General features: G+C 61.8%; 18 protein-coding genes. 12 read left to right on the top strand and 6 right to left on the bottom strand.

The genetic code is table 11. The features are described from left to right. Positions 1 to 50: 50 nt before the first annotated feature. Positions 51 to 872 (bottom strand): hypothetical protein, encoded by an 822-nt coding sequence (locus E4P32_RS02450; RefSeq protein ID WP_116433415.1) that lies wholly within the window; start codon positions 870 to 872, stop codon positions 51 to 53. Between the two features lie 138 nt (positions 873 to 1010). Next, entirely contained in the window at positions 1011 to 1202 is a 192-nt protein-coding gene (locus tag E4P32_RS02445) for a hypothetical protein (RefSeq protein WP_116433941.1), read from the bottom strand. A gap of 268 nt (positions 1203 to 1470) precedes the next feature. Here E4P32_RS02445 and E4P32_RS02440 point away from each other — a divergent pair, with 268 nt between their 5' ends. Further along, on the top strand, positions 1471 to 2613 hold the full coding sequence (locus E4P32_RS02440) for a glycerate kinase (protein WP_116433416.1): 1143 nt from the start codon (positions 1471 to 1473) through the stop codon (positions 2611 to 2613). A 141-nt stretch (positions 2614 to 2754) separates the two neighbouring features. Here E4P32_RS02440 and E4P32_RS02435 read toward each other — a convergent pair whose 3' ends face one another. Then, the gene (locus E4P32_RS02435; protein WP_116433942.1) at positions 2755 to 3792 is read right to left on the bottom strand and encodes an LLM class flavin-dependent oxidoreductase; all 1038 of its coding nucleotides are present in this window, start codon (positions 3790 to 3792) and stop codon (positions 2755 to 2757) included. Between the two features lie 483 nt (positions 3793 to 4275). Between E4P32_RS02435 and E4P32_RS02430 the strand changes: the two genes are divergently transcribed. From E4P32_RS02430 to E4P32_RS02385, 10 genes are read left to right on the top strand one after another with little or no spacing between them, the layout of a single operon-like run. Beyond that, positions 4276 to 5175 (top strand): SLBB domain-containing protein, encoded by a 900-nt coding sequence (locus E4P32_RS02430; protein WP_116433417.1) that lies wholly within the window; start codon positions 4276 to 4278, stop codon positions 5173 to 5175. A gap of 20 nt (positions 5176 to 5195) precedes the next feature. Continuing rightward, on the top strand, positions 5196 to 6578 hold the full coding sequence (locus E4P32_RS02425; protein WP_116433418.1) for a Wzz/FepE/Etk N-terminal domain-containing protein: 1383 nt from the start codon (positions 5196 to 5198) through the stop codon (positions 6576 to 6578). A gap of 24 nt (positions 6579 to 6602) precedes the next feature. Next, positions 6603 to 7556: a polysaccharide biosynthesis tyrosine autokinase gene (locus tag E4P32_RS02420; RefSeq protein ID WP_233526580.1), complete on the top strand. Its 954-nt coding sequence runs from the start codon at positions 6603 to 6605 to the stop codon at positions 7554 to 7556. Between the two features lie 5 nt (positions 7557 to 7561). Beyond that, the gene (locus tag E4P32_RS02415; RefSeq protein ID WP_233526581.1) at positions 7562 to 8851 is read left to right on the top strand and encodes a hypothetical protein; all 1290 of its coding nucleotides are present in this window, start codon (positions 7562 to 7564) and stop codon (positions 8849 to 8851) included. Beyond that, positions 8848 to 9774, top strand: a complete 927-nt coding sequence (locus E4P32_RS02410; RefSeq protein ID WP_116433421.1) for a glycosyltransferase family 2 protein — start codon at positions 8848 to 8850, stop codon at positions 9772 to 9774. The genes E4P32_RS02415 and E4P32_RS02410 overlap by 4 nt, the downstream gene beginning before the upstream one ends. Continuing rightward, positions 9758 to 11137, top strand: a complete 1380-nt coding sequence (locus E4P32_RS02405; protein WP_116433422.1) for an O-antigen ligase family protein — start codon at positions 9758 to 9760, stop codon at positions 11135 to 11137. Before E4P32_RS02410 ends, E4P32_RS02405 begins: the two co-directional genes overlap by 17 nt. Next, positions 11134 to 13503 carry a capsular biosynthesis protein gene (locus tag E4P32_RS02400; protein ID WP_116433423.1) on the top strand — a complete coding sequence of 790 codons (2370 nt, stop codon included), beginning with the start codon at positions 11134 to 11136 and terminating at the stop codon, positions 13501 to 13503. Before E4P32_RS02405 ends, E4P32_RS02400 begins: the two co-directional genes overlap by 4 nt. Positions 13504 to 13507: 4 nt before the next feature. Then, a complete protein-coding gene (locus E4P32_RS02395; protein ID WP_116433424.1) occupies positions 13508 to 14905 on the top strand; it encodes a hypothetical protein in 1398 nt (465 codons plus the stop codon). Beyond that, positions 14902 to 16041, top strand: a complete 1140-nt coding sequence (locus E4P32_RS02390; protein WP_116433425.1) for an acyltransferase — start codon at positions 14902 to 14904, stop codon at positions 16039 to 16041. The genes E4P32_RS02395 and E4P32_RS02390 overlap by 4 nt, the downstream gene beginning before the upstream one ends. Before the next feature lie 23 nt (positions 16042 to 16064). Continuing rightward, entirely contained in the window at positions 16065 to 16838 is a 774-nt protein-coding gene (locus E4P32_RS02385; RefSeq protein WP_116433426.1) for a polysaccharide deacetylase family protein, read from the top strand. On the opposite strand, the gene E4P32_RS02380 is transcribed toward E4P32_RS02385, so the two are convergent. Genes E4P32_RS02380 through E4P32_RS02370 form a run of 3 tightly spaced genes read right to left on the bottom strand, consistent with a single transcriptional unit; the run spans position 16795 to position 20220 of the window. Then, the gene (locus tag E4P32_RS02380; RefSeq protein ID WP_116433427.1) at positions 16795 to 17988 is read right to left on the bottom strand and encodes a GNAT family N-acetyltransferase; all 1194 of its coding nucleotides are present in this window, start codon (positions 17986 to 17988) and stop codon (positions 16795 to 16797) included. The two genes, E4P32_RS02385 and E4P32_RS02380, sit on opposite strands and share 44 nt — an antisense overlap. Before the next feature lie 22 nt (positions 17989 to 18010). Then, positions 18011 to 19417, bottom strand: a complete 1407-nt coding sequence (locus E4P32_RS02375) for an undecaprenyl-phosphate glucose phosphotransferase (RefSeq protein ID WP_116433428.1) — start codon at positions 19415 to 19417, stop codon at positions 18011 to 18013. Beyond that, positions 19414 to 20220, bottom strand: a complete 807-nt coding sequence (locus tag E4P32_RS02370) for a WecB/TagA/CpsF family glycosyltransferase (protein ID WP_116433429.1) — start codon at positions 20218 to 20220, stop codon at positions 19414 to 19416. Before E4P32_RS02370 ends, E4P32_RS02375 begins: the two co-directional genes overlap by 4 nt. Before the next feature lie 287 nt (positions 20221 to 20507). On the opposite strand from E4P32_RS02370, the gene E4P32_RS02365 reads away from it, so the two are divergent. Then, positions 20508 to 21443 carry a glycosyltransferase family A protein gene (locus E4P32_RS02365; protein ID WP_116433430.1) on the top strand — a complete coding sequence of 312 codons (936 nt, stop codon included), beginning with the start codon at positions 20508 to 20510 and terminating at the stop codon, positions 21441 to 21443. The last annotated feature ends 10 nt before the right edge of the window (positions 21444 to 21453 follow it).

Below are 21453 nucleotides of genomic sequence, written 5' to 3'. Positions count from 1 at the left end.
ATGCGGGCAAAGGACTTTACCCGTACGAAAAGGTAGAAATAAGGCGAAAATCAGCCGAAGAATTCGCGCAGCAGGAAAGCCTGCAAGCCGGCGTTGTCCTGCACCCTGGCAGACAAAGTGACGACCCGGCCCAGCCGTTGGGAGTCAAAGGTAAAGTCGCCGGTCACATTTTGCCGGATGATGGCGATCATGCTGTCCACGATCGCTTTGTCCATGTCGCCGTTCAAACCGGCATCCACAGTAATGGTGCGCCGCGATTTGTTGCGTGCATCTCTGGTCCAGCCATAGAACAGATACTGGGAAATGCGCGGCCCCTTGCTGACGATTTCAAACATCCCGTTGCTCGGTCCGCTCGCTTTGCGCGCCTGGAAGTCAATATTCGCCTGGGCAATCTCGTTGGCCGACGGGCCCTGCTCTGCGGCGCGCGCAGCGGCGTTCTCGCGCGCGGCTGAATCTTCGCTGGAGCGACGGCGTTCGCGTGCGGCATTGAGCATGGTGGACATGTCCATTTCCGGCGGTGCCTGGGTGATGGCGGTCGGCGAATTGGAAAGGGGCAGCGCTTGCCGCCTCGGCGCAGACGAACTTGGTTTGGCGCGTGCAATCTGCCTGGGCTGCGGAGTCGGCCTTTTGACTGGCTTGGCTTGTTGAGGCGGCTCAGGTTGTTTGACAGCCGGCTTCGACGGAGTCTGGACGAACGTCACCTCAAGCGGTTCATTGGAAGAACGTGCCTGTGGTTCGATTTTTTGCAGGCTGGGCCGCAAAACAAAAAACAGCAGCACATGAATCAGAACCGACAGGCTGACGCCGACGATGGTTCTGTTGCGAGTGCGCGTTTTGGGAGAGGTTCGGGAAAGTGTCGTAAAAATCGCCATACCATGCAGCAACAACGAATAGCGTCTAATTTTTCAGCGCTCATCATACCTGATGCGGCGCATCAGCCCGGATCAACGATCCGCAATGCTACTGCCTTGAATCGCAGAATGCAAACCGGCCGGGTCTGGAAACCGTCCTCAATGACGCCAGCGCCCGCGACCACCCCAGCCGCCGCGATAACCGCCACCGTAACCGTAATACACCGATGCGGAAGGAACGACATAGACCGGTGCGGGTTGCGCGTAGCCGTAATAAGGATAAGGATCGTAGGGAACCGCCACGCAACCGCCCAGCAGCAACGCCGGGATGATCCATAGCAAACGTTTCATGATGCCCTCCTGCCGGGAATATTCCAAACTCATCATGCGCTGCCCACCACCACCGCGCTAGCGCCATTACCTTTTGTTACCTCGTGTACCTGCGAGAAACAGGTGCGCTTGCTTATATAATCTGTGCAGATCTGCAGTTCATCCGTCGGGATGGCTACCAGCTCAACAATAAAACAATAACCGATCATTCCAGGAGACACGCAAGCCCGCGCCGCAGCACTCAACACGTCCGCCGCCTTGCCAACCTCCCACCACCGAAAAAGCTTTCATGACCATCGCTTCCGCCCCCGTTGTTGTCATTGCCCCCGATTCTTTCAAAGGCTCGCTGAGCGCGCAGGAAGTTGCCGAAGCCATCGGCGCCGGCGTACACGCTGCTGCGCCCTCTGCAATCGTCCGTCTGTGCCCGATCGCCGACGGTGGCGAAGGCACGCTCGATGCACTGCTGCACGCCGGCGGCGAAGTCCGTCGGCTGCAAGTGCGCGGCGCGGCAGGCACATTGCGCGACGCCGCCGCCGGTATCCTCACCGATGGCAGCGCCGTTATTGAATCCGCCGAAATCGTCGGCCTGACCGACCCCGTCGGCACCGCAGTCGCGGTCGAAAACCGCTCTACGCTCGGTATCGGCGACGCCCTGCTGGCCTTGCTTGACAGTGGCGCGCGGCGCTTCCTGATCGCGTTGGGCGGCAGCAGCACCAACGACGGCGGTATCGGCATGCTGGTCGCGCTGGGCCTGAAGCTTTACGACGCCGACGGCAAGGAACTGGAGCCGGTACCATCACAACTCGCAAAGCTGGCACGTGTGGAAGTTGCCGGTCTCGATCCGCGTCTGCAGGATATTCACATCGTCGCCATGTCCGACGTCGACAATCCCCTGTGCGGCGACAAGGGCGCGACCGCGATTTTCGGCCCGCAAAAAGGCGTGACTGCCGACCAGGTCAAGCCGCTCGACGCCCTGCTCGGTCATTTCGCCGGCCTGTTCGAACAAGCCAGCGGCCGCAGCGCGGCCAACTTGCCGGGAGCCGGTGCGGCGGGTGGATTGGGATATGCCTTGCTGATGCTCGGCGCCGAATTCCAGTCCGGAGCGCAAACGGTGGCGGACTACATCGGACTAGATACGGCGCTCGAGGACGCCGACTGGCTGATCACAGGCGAAGGCCGCAGCGACGTCCAGACGCTGCACGGCAAGGCGCCCTTCATCGCGGCCCAGCGCGCGCGCCAGGCGGGCGTGCAGACTTCGCTGCTTTCCGGCGGCGTCGATCGCTCAGCCCTGGGAGAATTGCAGACCAGCTTCTCGGGCTGCTTCTCGATCACGTTCGGACCGACTACGCTGGACAAGGCCATCGCAGATGCCGCCGGATTGCTCAAGGACAGCGCCGAACAGATGACGCGGCTATGGCTGTCCGGACGCTAATCTAAAGAGGAGAAGTTACTCACAGAAATTGGGGGTAACTTTGTGGATAACCTTGAGGAGTTCTTGCTATCCAATTGATTCTTAACGAATTTATTGGATTGATAAAAGTGGATGCATTTTCACGCATCCCAGCTTCGACGATCAAACCAGCGCAAACTCCCGCGCAATCAGCTCATACGAACGCTTGCGCGCTTCATGATCGTAAATGATGCTGACGATCATGACTTCATCCGCACCGTAGGCCTGCGCCAGCGCCTCGATCTGCTCGCGCACCCGCGCCGGTGAACCGATCACGGCGCGGCGTCCCGACGGCAAGGTCGACGACGGCAGGTCATGTTCTTCGAAGAAACGCAACGCGGTCTCCACCGAAGGAATCTTGTCCAGACGGCGGCCGCTGTGCATGTGAATCAGGCGCATACCGTAACTGGTCGCCAGCAACTTCGCTTCTTCATCGGTCTCGGCACAAATCACCTGCAAAGCCACCCCCTGACGTGCTTCCGCCCAGTGCGGCGACGGCACGAAGTCGCGCCGGTAACGCGCCGCGACGGTTTCACCCGCCGCCTGGATGAAGTCGGCAAACATATAAGGCATGCCCAGTTCAGCTGCCCAAATGCCACTCTGCGGCGAGGACCCGAGCATCCACGGTTGAATCAGTTCGGGACTGCCCGGCATCGGCGGCAAACGCGCGAACGGATGATCGTCCGGCAACTCGCCCCACAAGTAGGCCAGCAACTCATTCAATTGTTCGGGAAAATCGTCCTGCGGGCGCTGACGCCGGTCGCGCTGCAGCGCCGACGCCGTCAGTGAATCACTGCCGGGCGCTCGCCCCAGTCCCAGGTCGATGCGGTCCGGATACAGTCCGCTCAGCATGCTGAAGGATTCCGCTACCTTGAGCGGACTGTAATGCGGCAGCATCACGCCGCCGCTGCCCACGCGCAAGCGCGACGTGGCGGCGGCGATCGGCCCGATCAGCACTTCCGGGCTGGCGCAGGCCAGCGACTGGGTGCCGTGGTGTTCAGCGACCCAGTAGCGGTAATAACCGAGACGGTCGGCCAACACGGCCAGGTCCAGCGAATTGCGGAGCGCCTGCGCGCTGCTCATGCCCTCGGAAACCGGGGCCTGGTCGAGCACGCTGATGCGCAGGGAGGACGAAGAAGAAATCGCGGTGGCAGCTGACATGGTGTAAAGGACAAAAGACAATGCGCCAAGCATAGACGAAATCGCAAAAACGGTTTTTCGGAGCGCGATTCCGGCGGGACTGTCCAGGGATTCTCTTTTGCACTGCTGCACCAACCGTCCGGCACGTTATAAAGCTGCAACATTGAATTGATATCGCGCAATATCTATGCTTAACTGGCCCCACACCCGGAGTTGCAACGCCATATCGCTGCAATTGAAAGAACTTCCGTGCATCGGAACGATCCATCGGCAAAGATAAAAACAGGTAAAATTACCTAGCAGAAACATTTATTGCAATGAAGACTCAAATTGCAAAGATTTGTAGGCGCAATTAGAATTTTTTTGAAATGAGCCTGTTTTCGATTAATATGCACAGCTTAAGTTGTCATATTTACAAAACTTTTGCCTCTGATTCACGTTTATTGCCGGCGCATTCCTGTGCCGCACAAGCAATCGTTTTGTAATCAGTCACGGGAGTTAAGTTTGCGCCGATTCGCTTTATTCATTGTCACCATCATTGCCCTCCTGACGAGCTTCTCCGCTCTGGCGCAGGTGCCGACCGATCCGACCAAGACCGGTGAACTGATGTCCGCGCCGCCCGGCACCCTGTCGACACTGGCGCTTCCCTCTTCCACTGTAACGAATACCCGCGTCGGTTCCGGCGACGTGCTGCGTGTGACCGTGTTTGGCCAACCAGATCTGTCCGCGGAAGTCGGCGTCAACGACAAAGGCTTCCTGACGCTGCCGCTGATCGGCGGTGTCGACGTCAATGGCCTGACCACCAGCGAAATCTCCGCCAAGGTCGCGGACGGCCTGCGCAAGGGGCAGTACCTCAAGAATCCCGAAGTTTCGGTTGAAGTCGTCCAACTGCGCAGTCAGATGGTGTCGGTGCTGGGCGAAGTCAGCCGTCCGGGCCGCTATCCGATTCCCGGCCACATGAGCGTGCTGGAGTTGCTGGCCACCGCCGGCGGCCTCACCGTGCAGGCCGATCAGACCGTGACGCTGCTGCGCAGGAAAAACGATAAATCAGGCAGTAGCTCGGAAAGCGACGTCCGCATCCCTATTCTGCTGGGCGAAACCAGCGCCACCGAACGCACCCCTCTCGACGTCGAGCTCAACGCCGGCGACGTCGTCTACGTCAACAAGAAGAAACTCTTCTACATCCACGGCGAAGTCAATCGCCCGGGTTCCTATCCGATGGAACAGGACATGAACGTCATGCGCGCGATTTCGATGGGTGGCGGCATGACGCAGCGCGCCTCACAACGGCGCATCTATATCAATAGGGAAATGCCTGAAAAGGGTGTCCAGGAAATCAAGGCAAAATTGACGGACCCGGTCTTGCCCGGCGACGTCGTGTACGTCAATGAAAGTCTATTCTGAACAAACATCAAGGCTATAGCGTGAACCTTCAGGCTCCCGAAACCGGCTTATCGTCCAAACAGCTGGCGTCGATGATCTCGGCGCGGCGCGGCACCATTTTCAAAACGCTGATGGCGACCATGGCGGTCACTATCGTCGTCACCCTGTTGCTGCCGAAGACTTATACCGCGTCGTCCGACGTGTTCCTTGACTACAAGGGCAACGACCCGATCAATGGCCGCCTGTTCTCGCCAATGATGGACGAGAGCTACATGCAGACCCAGCTCGACATGATCAAGAGCCAGGCCGTGGCAGAGAAAGTCATCGACTCGCTGGACCTGGAGCGCACCGCCGCCTATCGCGAATCGGTCGAGCGCCAGGGCGAAGCGCGCGCCCATTCGCAACTGATCAAACGCATCAACGACCAGACCCTGGTGGTCACGCGTCGCTCCAGCCGCGTGATTGAAGTCGAATACGCCGCCGGCGCGCCGGAACAGGCGCGCGACCTGGCCAACGCCGTGGTGCGCGCCTATATCGATCTCAACCAGCAGATTTCCTCGGCCTCGGCGCGTGCGCGCCGCGAGCAATACAACGCCCAGCTCGAACACCTGCGCAAGGAAGCCGATTCGATCCAGGAAAAACTGACCAAGTACCAGCAGGACGTCGGCATCCTCGATCCGAACGAGCGCAACGACCTGCAGTCGCGCCAGCTCGGCGACCTCATGACTTCGCTGATCACGGTCCAGAACCAGCAGCAGGAAGCTCAGGCACGCAAGAACGCCACCGACAGCCTGGTCCGCGGCGGCCTGCGCATCGACGAATTGCCTGAAGTTGCTCAGCGCCCCAACATCAACGACCTGAAATCCAAGCTCACCGACGTCAACAAGCGCCTGTCCGACATCCAGGATGTGCTGGGTCCGCGCCATCCGAAGACGCTGGCGCTGATCAGTGAACGCGACGATATCGCCACCCGCATCACACGCGAAGCACGCAGCTCGCTCGACGCGCAACAGATCGATGCGCGCCGCCTGGCCATGCAGGAAGAAGCGTTGAGGAAGGAAGTTGACACCCAGCGCGACAAACTGCTGGAACAGAAAAAGCACCGCGACACCATCACCTCCTACCAGCGCCAGCTCGACAGCGTCGAGCGCGTCTTTAACACCGCACTGGCGAAGTACGATGAAATCCTGATGGCCAGCAACATCAACACCTTCGATCTGACCGTGCTGCGGGTGGCCGAAGTGCCGAGTTCGCACTCCAAGCCGCTGCTGCTGCAGAACATCGCCGCCAGCATCCTGGTGGGACTGGCGCTGGGCTTCTGCCTTGCCTTGCTGTACGAACTGGGTCAGCGCCGCGTACGCTGCGAAGACGACCTGGTGCGCGGCATCCATCTCCCGTTAATCGGCCATATCGGCATTCGCTAGGCCCCGACCCCGGCACCCATGACCATGGCTACAGAAAACTCCATACCAGCAAACGCGGGCACCGCCGACAAGATGGGTTCCCGCTTCGTCGAAGCGGGCCTGCTCACGCAAGACCAGGTGGCGCGTGTCGTCGAACTGCAGAACTCCGCCGGCATCCGCTTCGGCGAAGCCGCCGTACGACTGGGCCTGCTGACCGAGCAGAACGTGCAGGCGGTGCTGTCCGACCAATTCAACTACGCCACCGCGCTGGTGCCGACCGAGAGCCTCGACGATTCGCTCGACATCGCGCTGGCGCCGTTCGGCCTGGAAGCCGAAGCGATCCGCCAGATCCGCGCCGAACTGTCGATTCGCCTCAGCGACCAGGAAAAGATTTCGCTGGCCATCGTCAGCACCGCCGAAGGCGAAGGCAAGAGCTACCTGGCGGCGAGCCTGGCGCTAGCGTTTTCACAGATGGGCAAGCGTACGCTGCTGATCGATGCCGACATGCGCTCGCCTAAACAACACGAGCTGTTCGGCCTGGAAAACAAGACCGGTCTGTCGACCATGCTGGCCGGGCGCACCACCATTTCCGCCGGCGGCCTGGCCGAAGGTTTCCCGCACCTGCACATCCTCAACGCCGGTCCGAAACCGCCAAACCCGCTCGAAATCCTGCTGCAGCCCGCGCTCAGCAACCTGATGCGGCAGCTGGCCGACGACTTCGACGTCTTCATCGTCGATACGCCGGCGGCGCAGACTTCGTCCGACGCGCAAACCATCTCCCAGCAAGTCGGCATGTGCCTGCTGGTGGCGCGCCAGCATCACTCGCGTCTCGACGACCTGCGCCAGACGCAGGCCCAGATGAAGACTGCCGGAGCCCAGATCATCGGCACCGTCTACAACGAATTCTCCGAACAGGATGCATTCGATCAGCTTGAGGGCAAGGGCAAAACACTATGGCGCCGTCTACGCAAATGGTTGAGCGGCCCACTCCAGAAGTAGGCGGTGTGAGCGGCGTCAGCAACAGAAAATTGCTGACGCACTCGCTGGCCTCGCTCATCGACCAGGCCCTGCTGAGCGGCCTGAACTTCGCGCTCGGCCTGGTATTGATCCGCCTGGCCACGAAGGAATCCTACGGCGTTTACTCGCAGCTTTACGTCGCCGGCATTTTTGCCTCCACCGTAGTCGAAGCACTGATCACCGGCCCCCTTACCACCATCGCTCCCGGCAAGACGCCTGAACAGCGCGCGCGCCTGTCGACGCTACTGCTGCGCTTTCAATGGCAGCTCAGCATCGGCCTGGCCCTGGCATTCGGCGTAGGCAGCGCAATCGTCGCCCAGGTCGCCGCCATCGATGCGCATCCGATCCTGCTCGGCATCGCCTTCGCCATCTACCTGTTCGCCAACGCCCAGCGTGAATACCACCGCAGCATCAGCTTCATCGAAGCGCGGCCGCGACGCGTGTTGCACACCGACATTGCCTATGCACTGGCGGTGGCGGTGGGCGTCGGTATCCTGTTGCTGACCGGTTATTTCACCGTGCCTGCCATCCTGCTGGTGATGGGCCTGGCCAATATTGCCGGCATGTGGCGCAGCACCGATCACGGCTACGCGCGCGCGCAACATGACCCGACCGAATTCCGCGCTGCCGTCGCCGAAGTCATGCAACGCGGCCGTTGGGCCTTGCCCGGCGCGCTGGTGGCATGGGCCACCAACTATAGTTATCTCTATCTTGCCGCCGCCTTCCTGGGCGTCGCCGCCTCGGCCGACCTCAACGCCTCGCGCCTGCTGCTGATGCCGATTTCGCTGTCGGTGCTGGCCTGGTCGCGGGTAGCGCGCCCGATGGTCAGCCGCCTGTTCGCCGCGCGCGACTGGAAACACCTTGATCGCCTGGCCTGGGCCTCGGTGGCCGGCATCGAAGCACTCACCGTGCTGTACGTGATCGTCCTGTGGCTGGCGCTGCCGTGGCTGCAAGCGCATGTGCTGGGCGCCAAATACCATGGGCTGGAACCGATGGTGCTGGCCTGGGGCGGTTATTTCGCCATCAATGCCGCGCGCTGGATCGGCTCGTCCTGGCTGACCAGCAACGACCAGTACAAGCTGTTGTTGCTGAGCGGCGTAGCCTGCCTGGTGATCATGCTGATTTCGGCAGCAGTGTTCATTCCGCTGTACGGCGCCTGGGGGGCGATCCTTTCGCTGATCATCGTGGAAGCCTTTGACCTGCTGCTGATCTGGGTCGTCTTCCTGCCCATGCTGCGCCGTAAAAACGCCGCGGCCCATCCGCCATCCAATCCATGACCGCACCCATCGACATCAGCATCTGCATCTGCACGTTCCGCCGCCCTGCGCTGCTGGACCAGCTGCTCATGGCCTTGACCGAGCAGGCCTGCGACGGCCTGCGCGTGGAAGTCGTGGTGGTCGACAACGATCCGGCCGGCTCGGCGGCGGAAGTCCTGCGCGACTGGCAAAGCCGCATGCCCATGCCGCTGCACGCGCGCCACGAAACCACGCCCAACATCGCCCAGGCGCGCAATGCCGCAGTTCATACGGCGCAAGGCGAATGGGTGCTGTTCATTGACGATGACGAAGCCCCCGACGCCGACTGGATCCGCCATCTGGTGCACACCCAGCGCGAGTACAACGCCGACGCCGTGTTCGCGCCGGTGCTGCCGCGCTATCTGTCCGATACGCCGGACTGGATCCGCGCCGGCGACTTTTTCAACCGTCGCCGCTTCGCCACCGGCACCGCCATCACCACCAAGGATGCGCGCACCGGCAACGTACTCATCCGGCGCAGCAAACTGATGGTGGTGCCGGGGCCATTCGACACCGCCTTCGGCCGCACCGGCGCGGAAGACACCATGCTGTTTCGCGACATGCTGGCCCACGGCGCCCGCTTCATCTGGTGCGACGAAGCCACGGTCAGCGAAGAAGTGCCGGCCCAGCGCGCCAACCTGAACTGGCTGCTGCGCCGCTCCTATCGACTCGGGCAGACCTACGTATTGTCGGAGATCGCCCGTCTCGGCGGCTTGCAGCGTTTCCTGCGTGCGGCCCAGCTCGGCGTGCGTGCGCTCATCCAATTGCTGATTGCCGCAGGCGTGACGCTGCTGGCTCTTCCTTTTTCACGCATTGCGGCCATCCGCTGGCTGCGCACGACGCTGGCGCAATGCGGCAAGTTAAGCGCCCTCGCGGGCCATCGTTATCATGAATACGGCAACTGAATCCCCGACATCGTCGTCGCCCCCCTTGCCCTCCCGATCGGGATCGGTGTTCAGCAACATCGACCCGTTCGTGGTGCGGCTGCTGATCGTCATGAGCATGACGTTCTCGCTGCTGCCGCCCGGCTTCAACTGGGGCCACACCGATCCGCAAGGCAGCTATGCCGAGGGTTCGCTGATCTTCCAGATGGAGTTCGGCTCGGTGTTCCTGATCGGCGCCTGGCTGGCCTGGCGCAATCGCGGCTGGAGCCTGCGCCACATCGTGCACCTCAATCCGATGCTCATCGCCATCATCCTGTACTGCCTGCTCACCATCATCTGGTCGCCCTATCCGGTGGTCACGCTCAAGCGCAGCATCCAGCTGATCGGCCTGACGCTGGTCGGCATCGCGATCTCGCCACCGATCGGCGGCAAGCATCAACTGATCCGTACCATGCTGGGCACGCTGATGGCGCTCATGGCGGTGTCCTTCGTGGTGTCGCTGGTGCTGCCTCGCATCGGCGTCGACTATGAACTGGGCGGCGCCTGGCGCGGCATCCTGACGCAGAAGAACACGCTCGGCGCCATCTCCGGCCTGTGCGTGGTGTTGTGGATCAAGGAAAGCCTGGGCACCACCTTCCCGCGGTCGATCTGCTATTTCGGCATTCTGTTCAGCCTGTTCATGCTGGTGATGGCCAAGAGCAGCACCGCGATCCTGGTGGCAACGCTGGGCACCGGCATTTACCTGCTGGTGCGCCGGCGCTATCTCAACGGCGAATTCGACGGCCGCCGCCTGACGCTGACGGTGATCGTGGTGGCGCTGGTGTGCCTGCACATGTTCTATGTCGCCCAAGGCCGCCTGCCGGAATGGAATGAATTGTTCGCGCCGTTCGGCGCCCTGTTCAACAAGAGTACCGACCTCACCGGCCGCACCGACATCTGGCGCCTGGTACTGCTGGAAGTGCAGCGCCACCCGGTCTTCGGCATCGGTTACGGCGCGTTCTGGCTGGGCGAAGGCAGTCCGTCGCAGATGATCATCAATGCCTTGCACTGGATCCCGCTGCAAGCCCACAACGGCTATCTCGACATCCTCAACGAGCTCGGCATCGTCGGCCTGGTGATCATGGCCGGCGTCTTCATTTTCCACATTCTCAATCTTGTGAAGATGACGCGCATCGACCGTGAAGAAGCAGCCATCCACTGGGCCATGCTGATCCTGATCCTGATCAGCAACCTGTCGGAAAGTGAAATGTTCCGCGGCGTGCTGTTCCAAAACATCTTCTTCATCTATTCCTCGACGGCGATCTCCGCGCGCATCACCGTGCATCGCATGGAAAAGGCCGAGGCGGCGCGACTCGCGCAGGCCGAAGCGGGGGCAACACCATGAACGCATTCACGCCACTCCACTCGCTGGCAATGGCGACCGCCATCGCCGCTTTAGCGCCACAGGTCCAGGCGCAAAATCTGCCTGCCGCATTCACCACCGGCGACAACGGCATCCCCTATTTCACCTTCGCCATTGACGAAGACAAGCTCGCCGGAGCCCCCGATCGCTCGGCCATGAACCAGCCGCTCGACGCCGGTTCGCGCATCTTCGTGCGCAACGGACATTTCTACCGCGTCGGCGCCGACAATCGCCCCAACACGCCCGACGACACGCGCGTACGCCTGTACGGTATCAATCTCAGCTTCGCCACCAATTTTCCGTCCGACGCCGATGCCCTGCGGCTGGCCCAGCGCCTGCGCAAGCTCGGCATCAACGCGGTGCGCCTGCATCACATGGACAGCAGTCCGGGCGTGCAGGAGAACCCGCCGCGCAGCCTGCTGACACCCGGTCCGTATCCGACCTTCAACCAGACTGCCGTCACGCGCCTGCGCAACTTCATCGCGGCGTTGAAGCAGCAAGGCATCTACGTCAACCTGAACCTCCACGTCGGCTACCGTTTCCGCCCCGGCGTCGATCAGTTGCCGCCGCTGGACGGCAAGGCTGAAGCCACGCCGCTGGGTGCGCCGCTGCATGTGTATTACCCGCGCATGGTGGCTTTGCAGGAAGAGTACGCGCACCAGTTGATCCGCGGCCTGGGCCTGCACGGCAATCCGGCGCTGGCGATGGTCGAGATCAACAATGAGTCATCGCTGCTGGCCGCCTGGCAGCGCCGTGAATGGACCGAAGCCGTGCCCAAGGCCTACGAGCCCGAGCTGCGCAAGCAATGGCAGGAATGGCTGGTCAAGCGCTACGGTTCTACCGCCAAGGCCTGCGCGACGTGGAACACCTGCGTCTCGAACAACTCGGTCATCGAACTGCTGACGCCGACCGACGCCTCGCAGATCGGCCAATGGCGCGACCGCCTCGACGGCAAGCTCAAATCGCTCGCCGAAAAAGTCCTCGGTCCGGGCGACCCCGGCACGCCGAACACCTCGGGTGAAGCGCTGCGCATCCGCGACTTCCTGATGTTCCTGGCCGATACCGACCGTGCCTATTTCAACCGCATTCGTCAGGTCGTGCAAGCCGAGACCGACACGCTGGTGCCGGTAACCGGCACCCAAATGGGTTACGGCGGCGTGCTCAATTTCGACTCGCAGGCGCAGATGGATTACATCGACGAGCACTTTTACATCGACCATCCCGACTTCCCCGGACCGGCCTGGGACCGCAATGACTGGCGCATCCACAACAGCGCCGCCAGCGACGGCGAACTCAACCGTTTGCTGGCCTTGTCGCTGCGCCGCGATGTGCGCAAGCCCTTCGTGGTCAGCGAATACAACCAGCCTTTCCCGAACAGGCAAAGCAGCGAAATCCAGCCGCTGATGGCGGCCTTCGCCGCGTCGCAGGACTGGGACGGCCTGTTCTTCTTCGATTACATGGACGGCGACAACTGGGCCAATACGCCGTCGGCGTTCACACTCGCCGGCGACTGGGGCAAGTACGCCGCTACGGGCCAGAGCGCCATGCTGTTCCGCAATGGCCTGGTGGCGACGCTGCCGACCTTGACCGCGATTCCGTTCGGCGCCGATGCGCGTCGCGCCGTCGCAGCTGCGCGTGAACCGGGCGCTTTCGAATCGCATCTGGCGGTGCGCTACGGCGTCAAGCCGGAACTGGCCACTCAGGCGCGCCTGGGCATGGATCTGAGCGGCGCCGCCAAGCTGGCGACGCAAGCACCACCGGCGATGCCGCTGCGCGCGCCCAACGGGGAATTTGAATTCGACGCCCAGCAGCGCAGCATCCAGTTACGTACGCCGCAGGCGCGCGGCTTCTTCGGTTTCCTGATGAAGCGCCGCGTCGGCGACGACAACGCCGCCGTCGAATTGCTTGGCAAGAGCCGCGGCTTTACCGGTGTGTTGCTGACGGCGCTCGACAACCGTCCGCTGGCCTCATCGCGGCAAATCCTGATTTCCGCCTCGAGCGCCGTGACCGGCACCCAGCCCGGCTCAATGCCCTCGCGGCCGAAAGAGCTGGTGCGCTACAAGAACGATCCCAAGTGGTGGACGCTGGAACGCGACTCCGGCATGAACGACAAACCCTCCGGCCCGCGCGATGTTGAAGGTCCGGTCTGGATGGAGCGCAACGAAGCGCGCATCACCCTGCGCACACAGGCGCGTCGCATCGCGGTTTATCCGCTGGACGGCAGCGGCAAGCGACTGGCCGCGCTGGACGCCGGCCGCGCTGCGGTGAGCAACGGCGTCGCAACGATTCATATCCAGGCCGACATCGCCCAGGCCAGCCCATGGTACGAGGTGGTGACCGATGAGTGACCGCATGCGATCAACTATCTTCAACGCGCGCCGATTGCTTACGCTGGGCTGCACGGCAGCAAGCGCGCTCGGCATGCTACTGCTTGCCCCGACTGCCCATGCGACCGCCGAATACGCGCTGCAAAGCGGCCTGAGCTGGTATCGCATCGACAACCCGTTCATGTTCCCGAGCAACAGCGACAACAAGCTCAAGACCTCGGATTCGGCCTGGTCGACCGACGTGCGCGGCGCGTTGTTCCTGCCGCTGCCGAGCGAACGCACCAACCTCCAATTGACGGCGTCGCTGTCCAAGATGCATTTCGGCAGCGGCTTCGGCAATTACAATGAACAGGTGAACACCGGCGGCCCCTACAGTCTGAACAAAGATAAAAAACAGTTCGAGGGCATCTACAACTGGGAATACAGCGACCTGTTCCGTGGTCGTATCCGGCATCGCACCGACGACCGGTTGTACAACTATTTCGGCGGCGAGATTGAACGCCGTAGCGGCCCCGCCGATCCACCACCGCGCGGAATTTCCAACGTGGAGCCGGAGTTCCCGCATCTGCGCGAAGACAACGTCGAAGTCGCCTACCGCGTCACCAACCGCTTCGACGTGCCGCTGACCTGGACCCAGCAAACCCTGAGCTACATGATCCCGGGCCGGGTCGAGATGTACAACATGAACAGCAACGCGGTCCAGGCTGCCGTCCGCTACACCGCCGGCACCAAGTCGACCTTTTCGGGCGGCGTGCGACGCAACAAGGTGCGCTTCCCGAATCGCACGCCGGACGAGATTGCCGATTTCGACTCCGGCTATACCGACACGGAGCTGTTCACCGACACCGCCTGGCGTTTTTCCGAGAACACGGTGTTCATCGGCCATCTCGGCACCATCGCGCGGCACTTCAATACGGTGCCCAACCGCGACAGTCGCCTGGTGTCCGCCGAGCTCGGCATCGACTGGCATTACTCCGCCAAGACCACGTTCTACGGCCGCATCTGGGATCGCCCGCAAGCCAATGACGAAGCCGACAGCCGTCTCTACGTCGTGACCAAAGGCATCCAGGGCCGCGTGGTCTGGCAGGCCACGCCGAAGACGCGCGTGTCGTTGCTGAGCTCGCTGGAGTCGCAAAAATCCGCCGGCTTCGCGACCAGTCAGATCAGCACGCCGACCAGCGGCAACGACCAGCTGCTGCGCCTGGGTTTCCGCTACGACTACGACATCACGCGCCGGCTGGCTTTCCGCATCGACGCCATGCGCGAGCAGACCACCTCGAAGTCAGGCGGCAATGTCGATTACCGGCGCAGCACGGTGCAGGTCAGCCTGAACTACACCTTCGACAACATCACCGGGCCGTTCATTTACGAAAACCAGCAGGGCTACAACCGCGCTCGCCAACAAATTGAGGATCTGCGATGACCGCCAGCGCGCTCGCCAGTGCACGACCTTCGTTCGACTACATCCCCGGCCTCGATGGTCTGCGCGCCTGCGCGGTGCTGCTGGTGCTGGTGGCGCACATGGGTTTCAGCACCAGCATCCCGGGCGGTTTCGGCGTGACCGTATTTTTCTTCATCAGCGGCATGCTGATCACGCGCCTGCTGCTGGCCGAGCATGCGCAGAACGGCCGCATCGCGGTCGGGCGATTTTATGTACGCCGGCTGTTCCGGCTGTATCCGGCCTTGCTGGTCGCGGTAGCGCTGGGCGCGCTGGTGTTTACGCTCGCGGGCGGCATCATGAGCTGGGGCAAGGTCTTCGCGTCGCTGTTCTATTACGCCAATTACTACGGCATCTTTGTGCATTTCGGCCAGGGCCGCGACGGCTTCGATCCGTTCAGCATCCTGTGGTCGCTGGCGGTGGAAGAACAGTATTACCTGGTCTTTCCCTTCGTCTGCGTGGCGCTGCTGGCCGGTACGGCGAACCTGCGCCGATTTTCCTGGGTACTGGCGGCCAGCGTGGCGCTGGTGCTGTTGTGGCGCGTGATCTTGCATCACTACGGTAACAACAGCGTCGGCAGCAGCGATTACATCTACATGGCCACCGACACGCGCATCGACTCCATCCTGTATGGCGCGTGGCTGGCATTGATCCTCGCCAACGACACGCAAAAACACTGGCGCCGTTTTTCATCCAGCCACGTGGTCCAGGCGGTCTGCCTGCTGTTGTTGCTGGCGTGCTTCATGCTGCGCCATCCGGGCTTTCGCGACACACTGCGTTATTCTCTGCAAGGCTTGGCGCTGATGCCGCTGGTGACCGCGATCTGCTTCACCGACAAGCTGGCGCCGCTGACGCGCCTGCTGGAAACCAAACCGGCGCGGCGGGTGGGCAACTGGTCGTATTCCTTGTATCTGTACCATCCGATCGCCATCGTGATTGCCGAGATCTGGTGGGGACCCGGCAGCATCGGACCGCAGCGCATCGGCTGGCAAACCTTCCCCTGGTTCGCGGCGACTGCGGTGCTGCTATCATTTGCGTTCGCAGTTGCTTCCTATAACTTTGTCGAAAAGCCCTTCCTGCGCTGGCGTCGCCGTTTTGGCGCGCATGTGGTCGCGAACTAGGGCGACGATTCCGGAAAAATCCCATGCCCGATACCGCTTCCAAACTGGCCCTGCGCATCAGTCGACGACTGGCGCAGCATGCGTTCAAGGAAATATTGCCGCTGCGCGCCGACGTCGGCGTAGTCAGCTTCACCTTCGACGATGTACCTGCATCAGCTTGCGTGGCCGGAGCCCAGGCGCTTGAGCGGCATGGCGCGCGCGGCACGTTTTACGTCGCCGGCGGCCTCACCGACGCGCTCGAAGAAGGCAAGCCCTGCCACTCGCGCGAACATCTGCGTACCCTGCTGGCTACCGGCCACGAACTCGGCTGCCACAGCTACTCGCACGTCCGCTGCGACACGCTCACCGCTGCCGAACTGGAGCAGGAGCTCGACCGCAACGCCGCCTTCCTGGCCGAACTGGGCGTGGACCCGCTGACGCTGGATTTTGCCTATCCGTTCGGCGCCTATGCCTACAACGCCAAGCGCATCTGCGGCAAGCGCTTCCGATCCAGCCGCATCACCGGCGGCGGCACGCACGAAGACTCCGCCGACCTGAACGCGCTGAAAACGCATCGACTCTACGACGTGCACGTGGATGCCGAAAACTACGACACGCTGCTGCAACGCACGGTGCGCCGCAAAGGTTGGCTGATTGTGAATACGCATGATGTGGAAGACCCGCCGAGCCGCTACGGCTACACGCCCGAGCGGCTGGAACGTGCAGTAACGGCGGCGCTGGCGGCCGGCTGCAAGGTGTTGCCGGTGAATGCCGCTATCGACTATCTGCAGCAGTACGCTGCCCCCGCAGACGCCTGACCAGCGAGCGCAAGGTCTGGTTGGCGCGCGCCCGTTCGCGCAGGCGGCGGTAGGTCCGGTCCAACGTGACCGCCAGCTTGCCGCGCAGGCTGTGGCCTTGCTGGCCGGCATACAGCGGCAGAATGTGATCGGCCCATTGTTGTTTGTAAGCTTCGTCGCCGACCGTGAGATCGAACAGTGCCAGCCCCTGGGCGATGCAATCGCGCACCACCGCATCGAGCAGGATGCGCCCCACCGAATAACGCCCCCACTCGCCGTCTTCGTACCCCGGCATCAACCAGTAAAAACGCTTGCCGTAGCGGATGCCCCAATGCGTGGCGACCAAATGCCCATCGACGTACAGCGCTGACACCACGACCGCGCCGCCTCCTAGTCCATTCGCAGCAAGATCCTGATAGAAGGTCAGATAGCCCTCTTCCGCAAACAGGTCCCGACTGCCGGTCTCATGCCAGCGCCGCGCCTTCTGACGCGCCATGGCGTCCACCACTTGCGCACGCTGTGGCGCCGTCGTATCGATCAGCAACTGCACCGTACCGAGCTCGCCCAACCGTCGCAATTGCCGGCGCGTATCGGCGAACACCTTGGCGCTGCGCTGCTTCTGGAATTCTTCGAAGCTGCTCGTCAGCGTCGCCACATGGGCCTGTTCGGTATGCTGCATGCCGGCCAGCGCAGCCATCGGATTGGCGACGCCTTCGACGTGCAATGGCACGCGACGCGCGCGAAACACATCGACGCCGCCGAGCAGCCGCAAGATCACCGGCCACAATACGCCAAAGGCCGAGATGTCGAAATCGGCGCGCAGCAGCGGCGCGTTGTAGTCGGTCACTTCGCCGCCGAGAAAGCTCGCAATGCGCAATCCGTATTGACGTCGTCGTCCCAGCGGCAGCAGCATCAGGGTGCGATCATTCCCGTCAGTCAGTTCGACCAGCAGGACTTCCCAGCCCTGCCGCCGGCCCAGCGTTGCATACCAGGTCGCCAGCCAGTCATAGGATTGGAAGCCGTAGCACACGCACTCTTCCTGCGCGGCGCGCCAGCGTTGTTCGGCTTGTTCGAAGGAAGTGTGGACGCGGATGGCGACGCCGTCGGCAAAGCGCCCGGCAATGTCCGGGGCCAGCTCGCTCAGCAAGTGTCGGGATACGGCGTTCACCATGTCTGCATGCGCGACGCCCGGCCTAGTAGGCGTTGCGGTCTTTGACGACCACCAGCACCGTGCGCAGAATGATTTTGAAGTCGAGCCCGAGCGACCAGTTGCGGATGTAGTACAGGTCGTATTCGATGCGGCGCTGCATCTTGTCGAGCGTGTCGGTTTCGCCGCGCAGGCCATTGATCTGGGCCCAGCCGGTGATACCGGGCTTGACCTTGTGCCGCAACATGTAGCCCTTGACCTGCTTGCGATACAGCTCGTTGTGCTGGACCGCATGGGGGCGCGGTCCGACGATGCTCATCGAGCCTTCCAGCACGTTGAAGAATTGCGGCAGTTCATCGAGCGAAGTCTTGCGCAGAAAACGTCCGAACGGCGTCACGCGCGCATCGCCGACGGTAGCCTGCTTGACCTCGCCGGTCTGTGGCAAGGGATCGTTGCGCATGGAGCGGAATTTGGATACCACGATCTTCTGGCCGCCGACGCCGTAACGCATCTGGCGGAACACCACCGGTCCCGGCGACGACAGCTTGACGCCGATGGCAATGGTCAGCAGGACCGGGCTCAGCAGCAGCAGGATCAGGAACGACATGATGACGTCAACGAAGCGCTTGAGCAAGCGCGTAATGCCGATGAACGGCGTCTCGTAGGCCACCAGCACCGGCGTGCCGGCCATCTCGGCGTATTGCATGTGGCCCAGCCCGAACAGTTTGGAATCCGGCACGAAATACACCGACGCCACCGAGTCATGCAAGGCGTCCACCACCGGTGCAATGTCGCTGGTGCGTGCATGCACCAGGCCGACGAACACGACGTCGACGGGATTATGTTCGATCCAGTCGATTGCTTCCATCAGGCTGCCCAGGCGCGGCAATTCGGAGCCGACGCGCTGCGTTCCCTGGCGGTTGTCAAAGAATCCCACCGGCGTGATGCCGAGCATTCTGGAGGTCTGGAACGACTCCGCCAGGCGCTGCGCATCTTCACTGAAACCGACGAAGATTGCGGTGCGGCGCTCGCCCTTGGCGGTGTACATGCGCAATGCCCACCAACGGCAACCGAGCGAAGTCAGCGTCAGCGTGAATGGCGTGACAAGCAGCCACAGCGTCACCACCACGCGCGAAAACTCGGTGCCCGTCTTGGTCAGGTACAAAGCCAGCACCACCACGAAGAAGGTGCCGATCCACAGCCTCACGATAGTGCTGAAGCGATGCACCATGAGCGCGGCGTTGTCGACGGCATAGCGACGCAGGTCGCTGAAAACGATGAAACCGGTCACGCCGGACACGGCGGCGACGAAGTTGAAAGTGGCGAATTCGGCCCATTGATAAATCGCGACGCAGATTTCCAGCGTCAGGATGATCGTCAGCGCATAGGCTGCGCCGATGGCCAACCCGAGCAAGGTAGTGTGGTGGTTGCGCTTGTCGGAATAAAAGCTCAATGGCCGCTCCCTGTCTTCTGGTTGTCATTGATTGTACGCTGCAGCTTCCATTCGCGTCGCAGCAATCCGGCGAACTTCGAGCCCTGCACGATGTAGCGGCGCCACAGACGGCGCGGTTCGGAGGCCAGGCGCCAGAACCATTCCATGCCGATCTTCTGCATCCACAGCGGCGCGCGCGACTTGAAACCGAGCGCGAACTCCATCGCAGCGCCGACACACATGACCACGCCGGCCTGCATGTTGTCCTTGTGGGCGAACGCCCAGCGCTCCTGCTTGGGCATGCCGAGGCAGACGAACACTACACCCGGCCGTACTGCATTCACGCGCCGCAGCGCCTCCAGCCCCTCGGCACCTGCCGGATCGAACTGCATCGACGGGCAATACAGCGTCACCTGCAAACCCGGATAGACGCGTGCGAACGCTGCGGTCAGCATGGCTTCCTGGCCCGGCATGCCGCCGATGACGAATACGGGTAATTGCTGCGCCGCCGCTTCGCGCGCCAGCCGAACGAACAGATCTGACCCGGTGACGCGCTCAGGCAGCGGCGCCGCGCTGCGACGGCTGGCCCAGACCAGCGGCATGCCGTCGGCAAAAATATAATCGGCCTGCACATACAACTGACGGAACTGCGCGTCGGCATCGAGCCGCACCACGTGGTCGACGTTGGGCGTAACCACGATCGCCGGCGGTCCTTCGCGGCGCGCGGCCAGTTGCATCAGTTGCGCGGCTGCCCCGGTGAAACTCGCGGCGCAGATATCAAGTCCGAACAAGGACGACGTCGGGAATGCGGTTTGTTTTGTCATGCGTTCCGGCGAGGTGAAGAAACGATTCGAATCCAGAAACCCTGATAGTCAGTAATCAACAACCAGCAACCAGCAAACACTTATCGCGGAAATAGTTGACTATATTGCATCATTAGTTTGATATCATTCTAACAATATTACGAGCCAAGTACTCGCTATTTGACATCAATTTACGCATTAATTCTTGATTTGGGTGTCTGTATCAGACAGCATACGCAAGCATAAGCAAGACTGAGCCTGACCACAAATTTATTTACATACGACAAGACATGCAGAAGGAAGGCCCTATGCAAGATGTTCAGAAGCAGCCTCTGGAGCCGGTGCAAGCGCCTCCTGCGACCGACCCGCGCATCGTGCCGCTGGTCATCATTTCGCCGGTGCGCGATGAGTCGCAATACCTGCGCCTGACGATGGACTCGATGGTGGCGCAGACGTTCCGGCCGCTTGAATGGATCCTGGTGGATGACGGCTCGGCCGACGCCACTCCCGACATCGTGCGCGAATACGCCGAGAAATATCCCTTCATCCGCCTCGTGCCGCGCCAGAACCGCGGCTTCCGCAAGTTGGGCGGCGGCGTCATCGCCGCCTTCAACTTCGGCGTCGAGCACATTCAGAACAAGGATTATCAATACATCGCCAAGCTCGACGGCGACATGTCGTTCGGTCCGCATTACCTGGAACACATGTTCCGCAAGCTCGATGAAGATCCCAAACTGGCCGCTGTGTCGGGCAAGGTCTATCGTCATGAAGACGGCCAGTTCATCGAAGAAAGCCATATCGACGAACAGGTCGCAGGCCAGTTCAAGCTGTACAAGCGCACCGCGTTCGAAGATATCGGCGGCTTCGTCCAGCATCTGTCGTGGGACGGCATCGATGTGCATACTGCGTGGATGAAGGGTTGGAAAACGTTCTGCTATTACGATCCCAAGGCCTGGCTGTGGCACCACCGCATCATGGGCTCGTCCGACAAGCACATCTACGAAGGCCGGCTGCGCTGGGGCCGCGGCAACTGGTACATGGGCTACCACCCGCTGTACGCGATCGCCACCGGCGTCAACCGCATGCGCGAAAAACCGATGATCATCGGCGGCCTGCTGATGATCTTCAGCTACTTCTGGTCCGCCCTGCGCCGCCTGCCGCGCTACGAAAACCTTGAATTCCGGCGCTACTTGCGCCAATGGCAAATGGCGCGCCTGAAGAACCACTTCTTCGGCAAGAAATGACCACCTCAAT

It is taken from the genome of Herbaspirillum sp. 3R11, from assembly GCF_004563925.1.
In the GTDB taxonomy this organism is placed as follows: domain Bacteria; phylum Pseudomonadota; class Gammaproteobacteria; order Burkholderiales; family Burkholderiaceae_D; genus Herbaspirillum.
Note: the sequence above shows the minus strand (reverse complement) of the source record. Positions and strands in the feature narration are given on the sequence as shown.

What these genes read in the sequence shown, in the direction of transcription:
- E4P32_RS02385 (WP_116433426.1), top strand. Translation starts at nt 16,065, where the DNA reads ATGCCCGATACCGCTTCCAAACTGGCCCTGCGCATCAGTCGACGACTG.
- E4P32_RS02405 (WP_116433422.1), top strand. Translation starts at nt 9,758, where the DNA reads ATGAATACGGCAACTGAATCCCCGACATCGTCGTCGCCCCCCTTGCCC.
- E4P32_RS02395 (WP_116433424.1), top strand. Translation starts at nt 13,508, where the DNA reads ATGCGATCAACTATCTTCAACGCGCGCCGATTGCTTACGCTGGGCTGC.
- E4P32_RS02365 (WP_116433430.1), top strand. Translation starts at nt 20,508, where the DNA reads ATGCAAGATGTTCAGAAGCAGCCTCTGGAGCCGGTGCAAGCGCCTCCT.
- E4P32_RS02435 (WP_116433942.1), bottom strand. Translation starts at nt 3,792, where the DNA reads ATGTCAGCTGCCACCGCGATTTCTTCTTCGTCCTCCCTGCGCATCAGC.
- E4P32_RS02440 (WP_116433416.1), top strand. Translation starts at nt 1,471, where the DNA reads ATGACCATCGCTTCCGCCCCCGTTGTTGTCATTGCCCCCGATTCTTTC.
- E4P32_RS02420 (WP_233526580.1), top strand. Translation starts at nt 6,603, where the DNA reads ATGGCTACAGAAAACTCCATACCAGCAAACGCGGGCACCGCCGACAAG.
- E4P32_RS02380 (WP_116433427.1), bottom strand. Translation starts at nt 17,988, where the DNA reads ATGGTGAACGCCGTATCCCGACACTTGCTGAGCGAGCTGGCCCCGGAC.
- E4P32_RS02370 (WP_116433429.1), bottom strand. Translation starts at nt 20,220, where the DNA reads ATGACAAAACAAACCGCATTCCCGACGTCGTCCTTGTTCGGACTTGAT.
- E4P32_RS02445 (WP_116433941.1), bottom strand. Translation starts at nt 1,202, where the DNA reads ATGAAACGTTTGCTATGGATCATCCCGGCGTTGCTGCTGGGCGGTTGC.
- E4P32_RS02410 (WP_116433421.1), top strand. Translation starts at nt 8,848, where the DNA reads ATGACCGCACCCATCGACATCAGCATCTGCATCTGCACGTTCCGCCGC.
- E4P32_RS02390 (WP_116433425.1), top strand. Translation starts at nt 14,902, where the DNA reads ATGACCGCCAGCGCGCTCGCCAGTGCACGACCTTCGTTCGACTACATC.
- E4P32_RS02450 (WP_116433415.1), bottom strand. Translation starts at nt 872, where the DNA reads ATGGCGATTTTTACGACACTTTCCCGAACCTCTCCCAAAACGCGCACT.
- E4P32_RS02400 (WP_116433423.1), top strand. Translation starts at nt 11,134, where the DNA reads ATGAACGCATTCACGCCACTCCACTCGCTGGCAATGGCGACCGCCATC.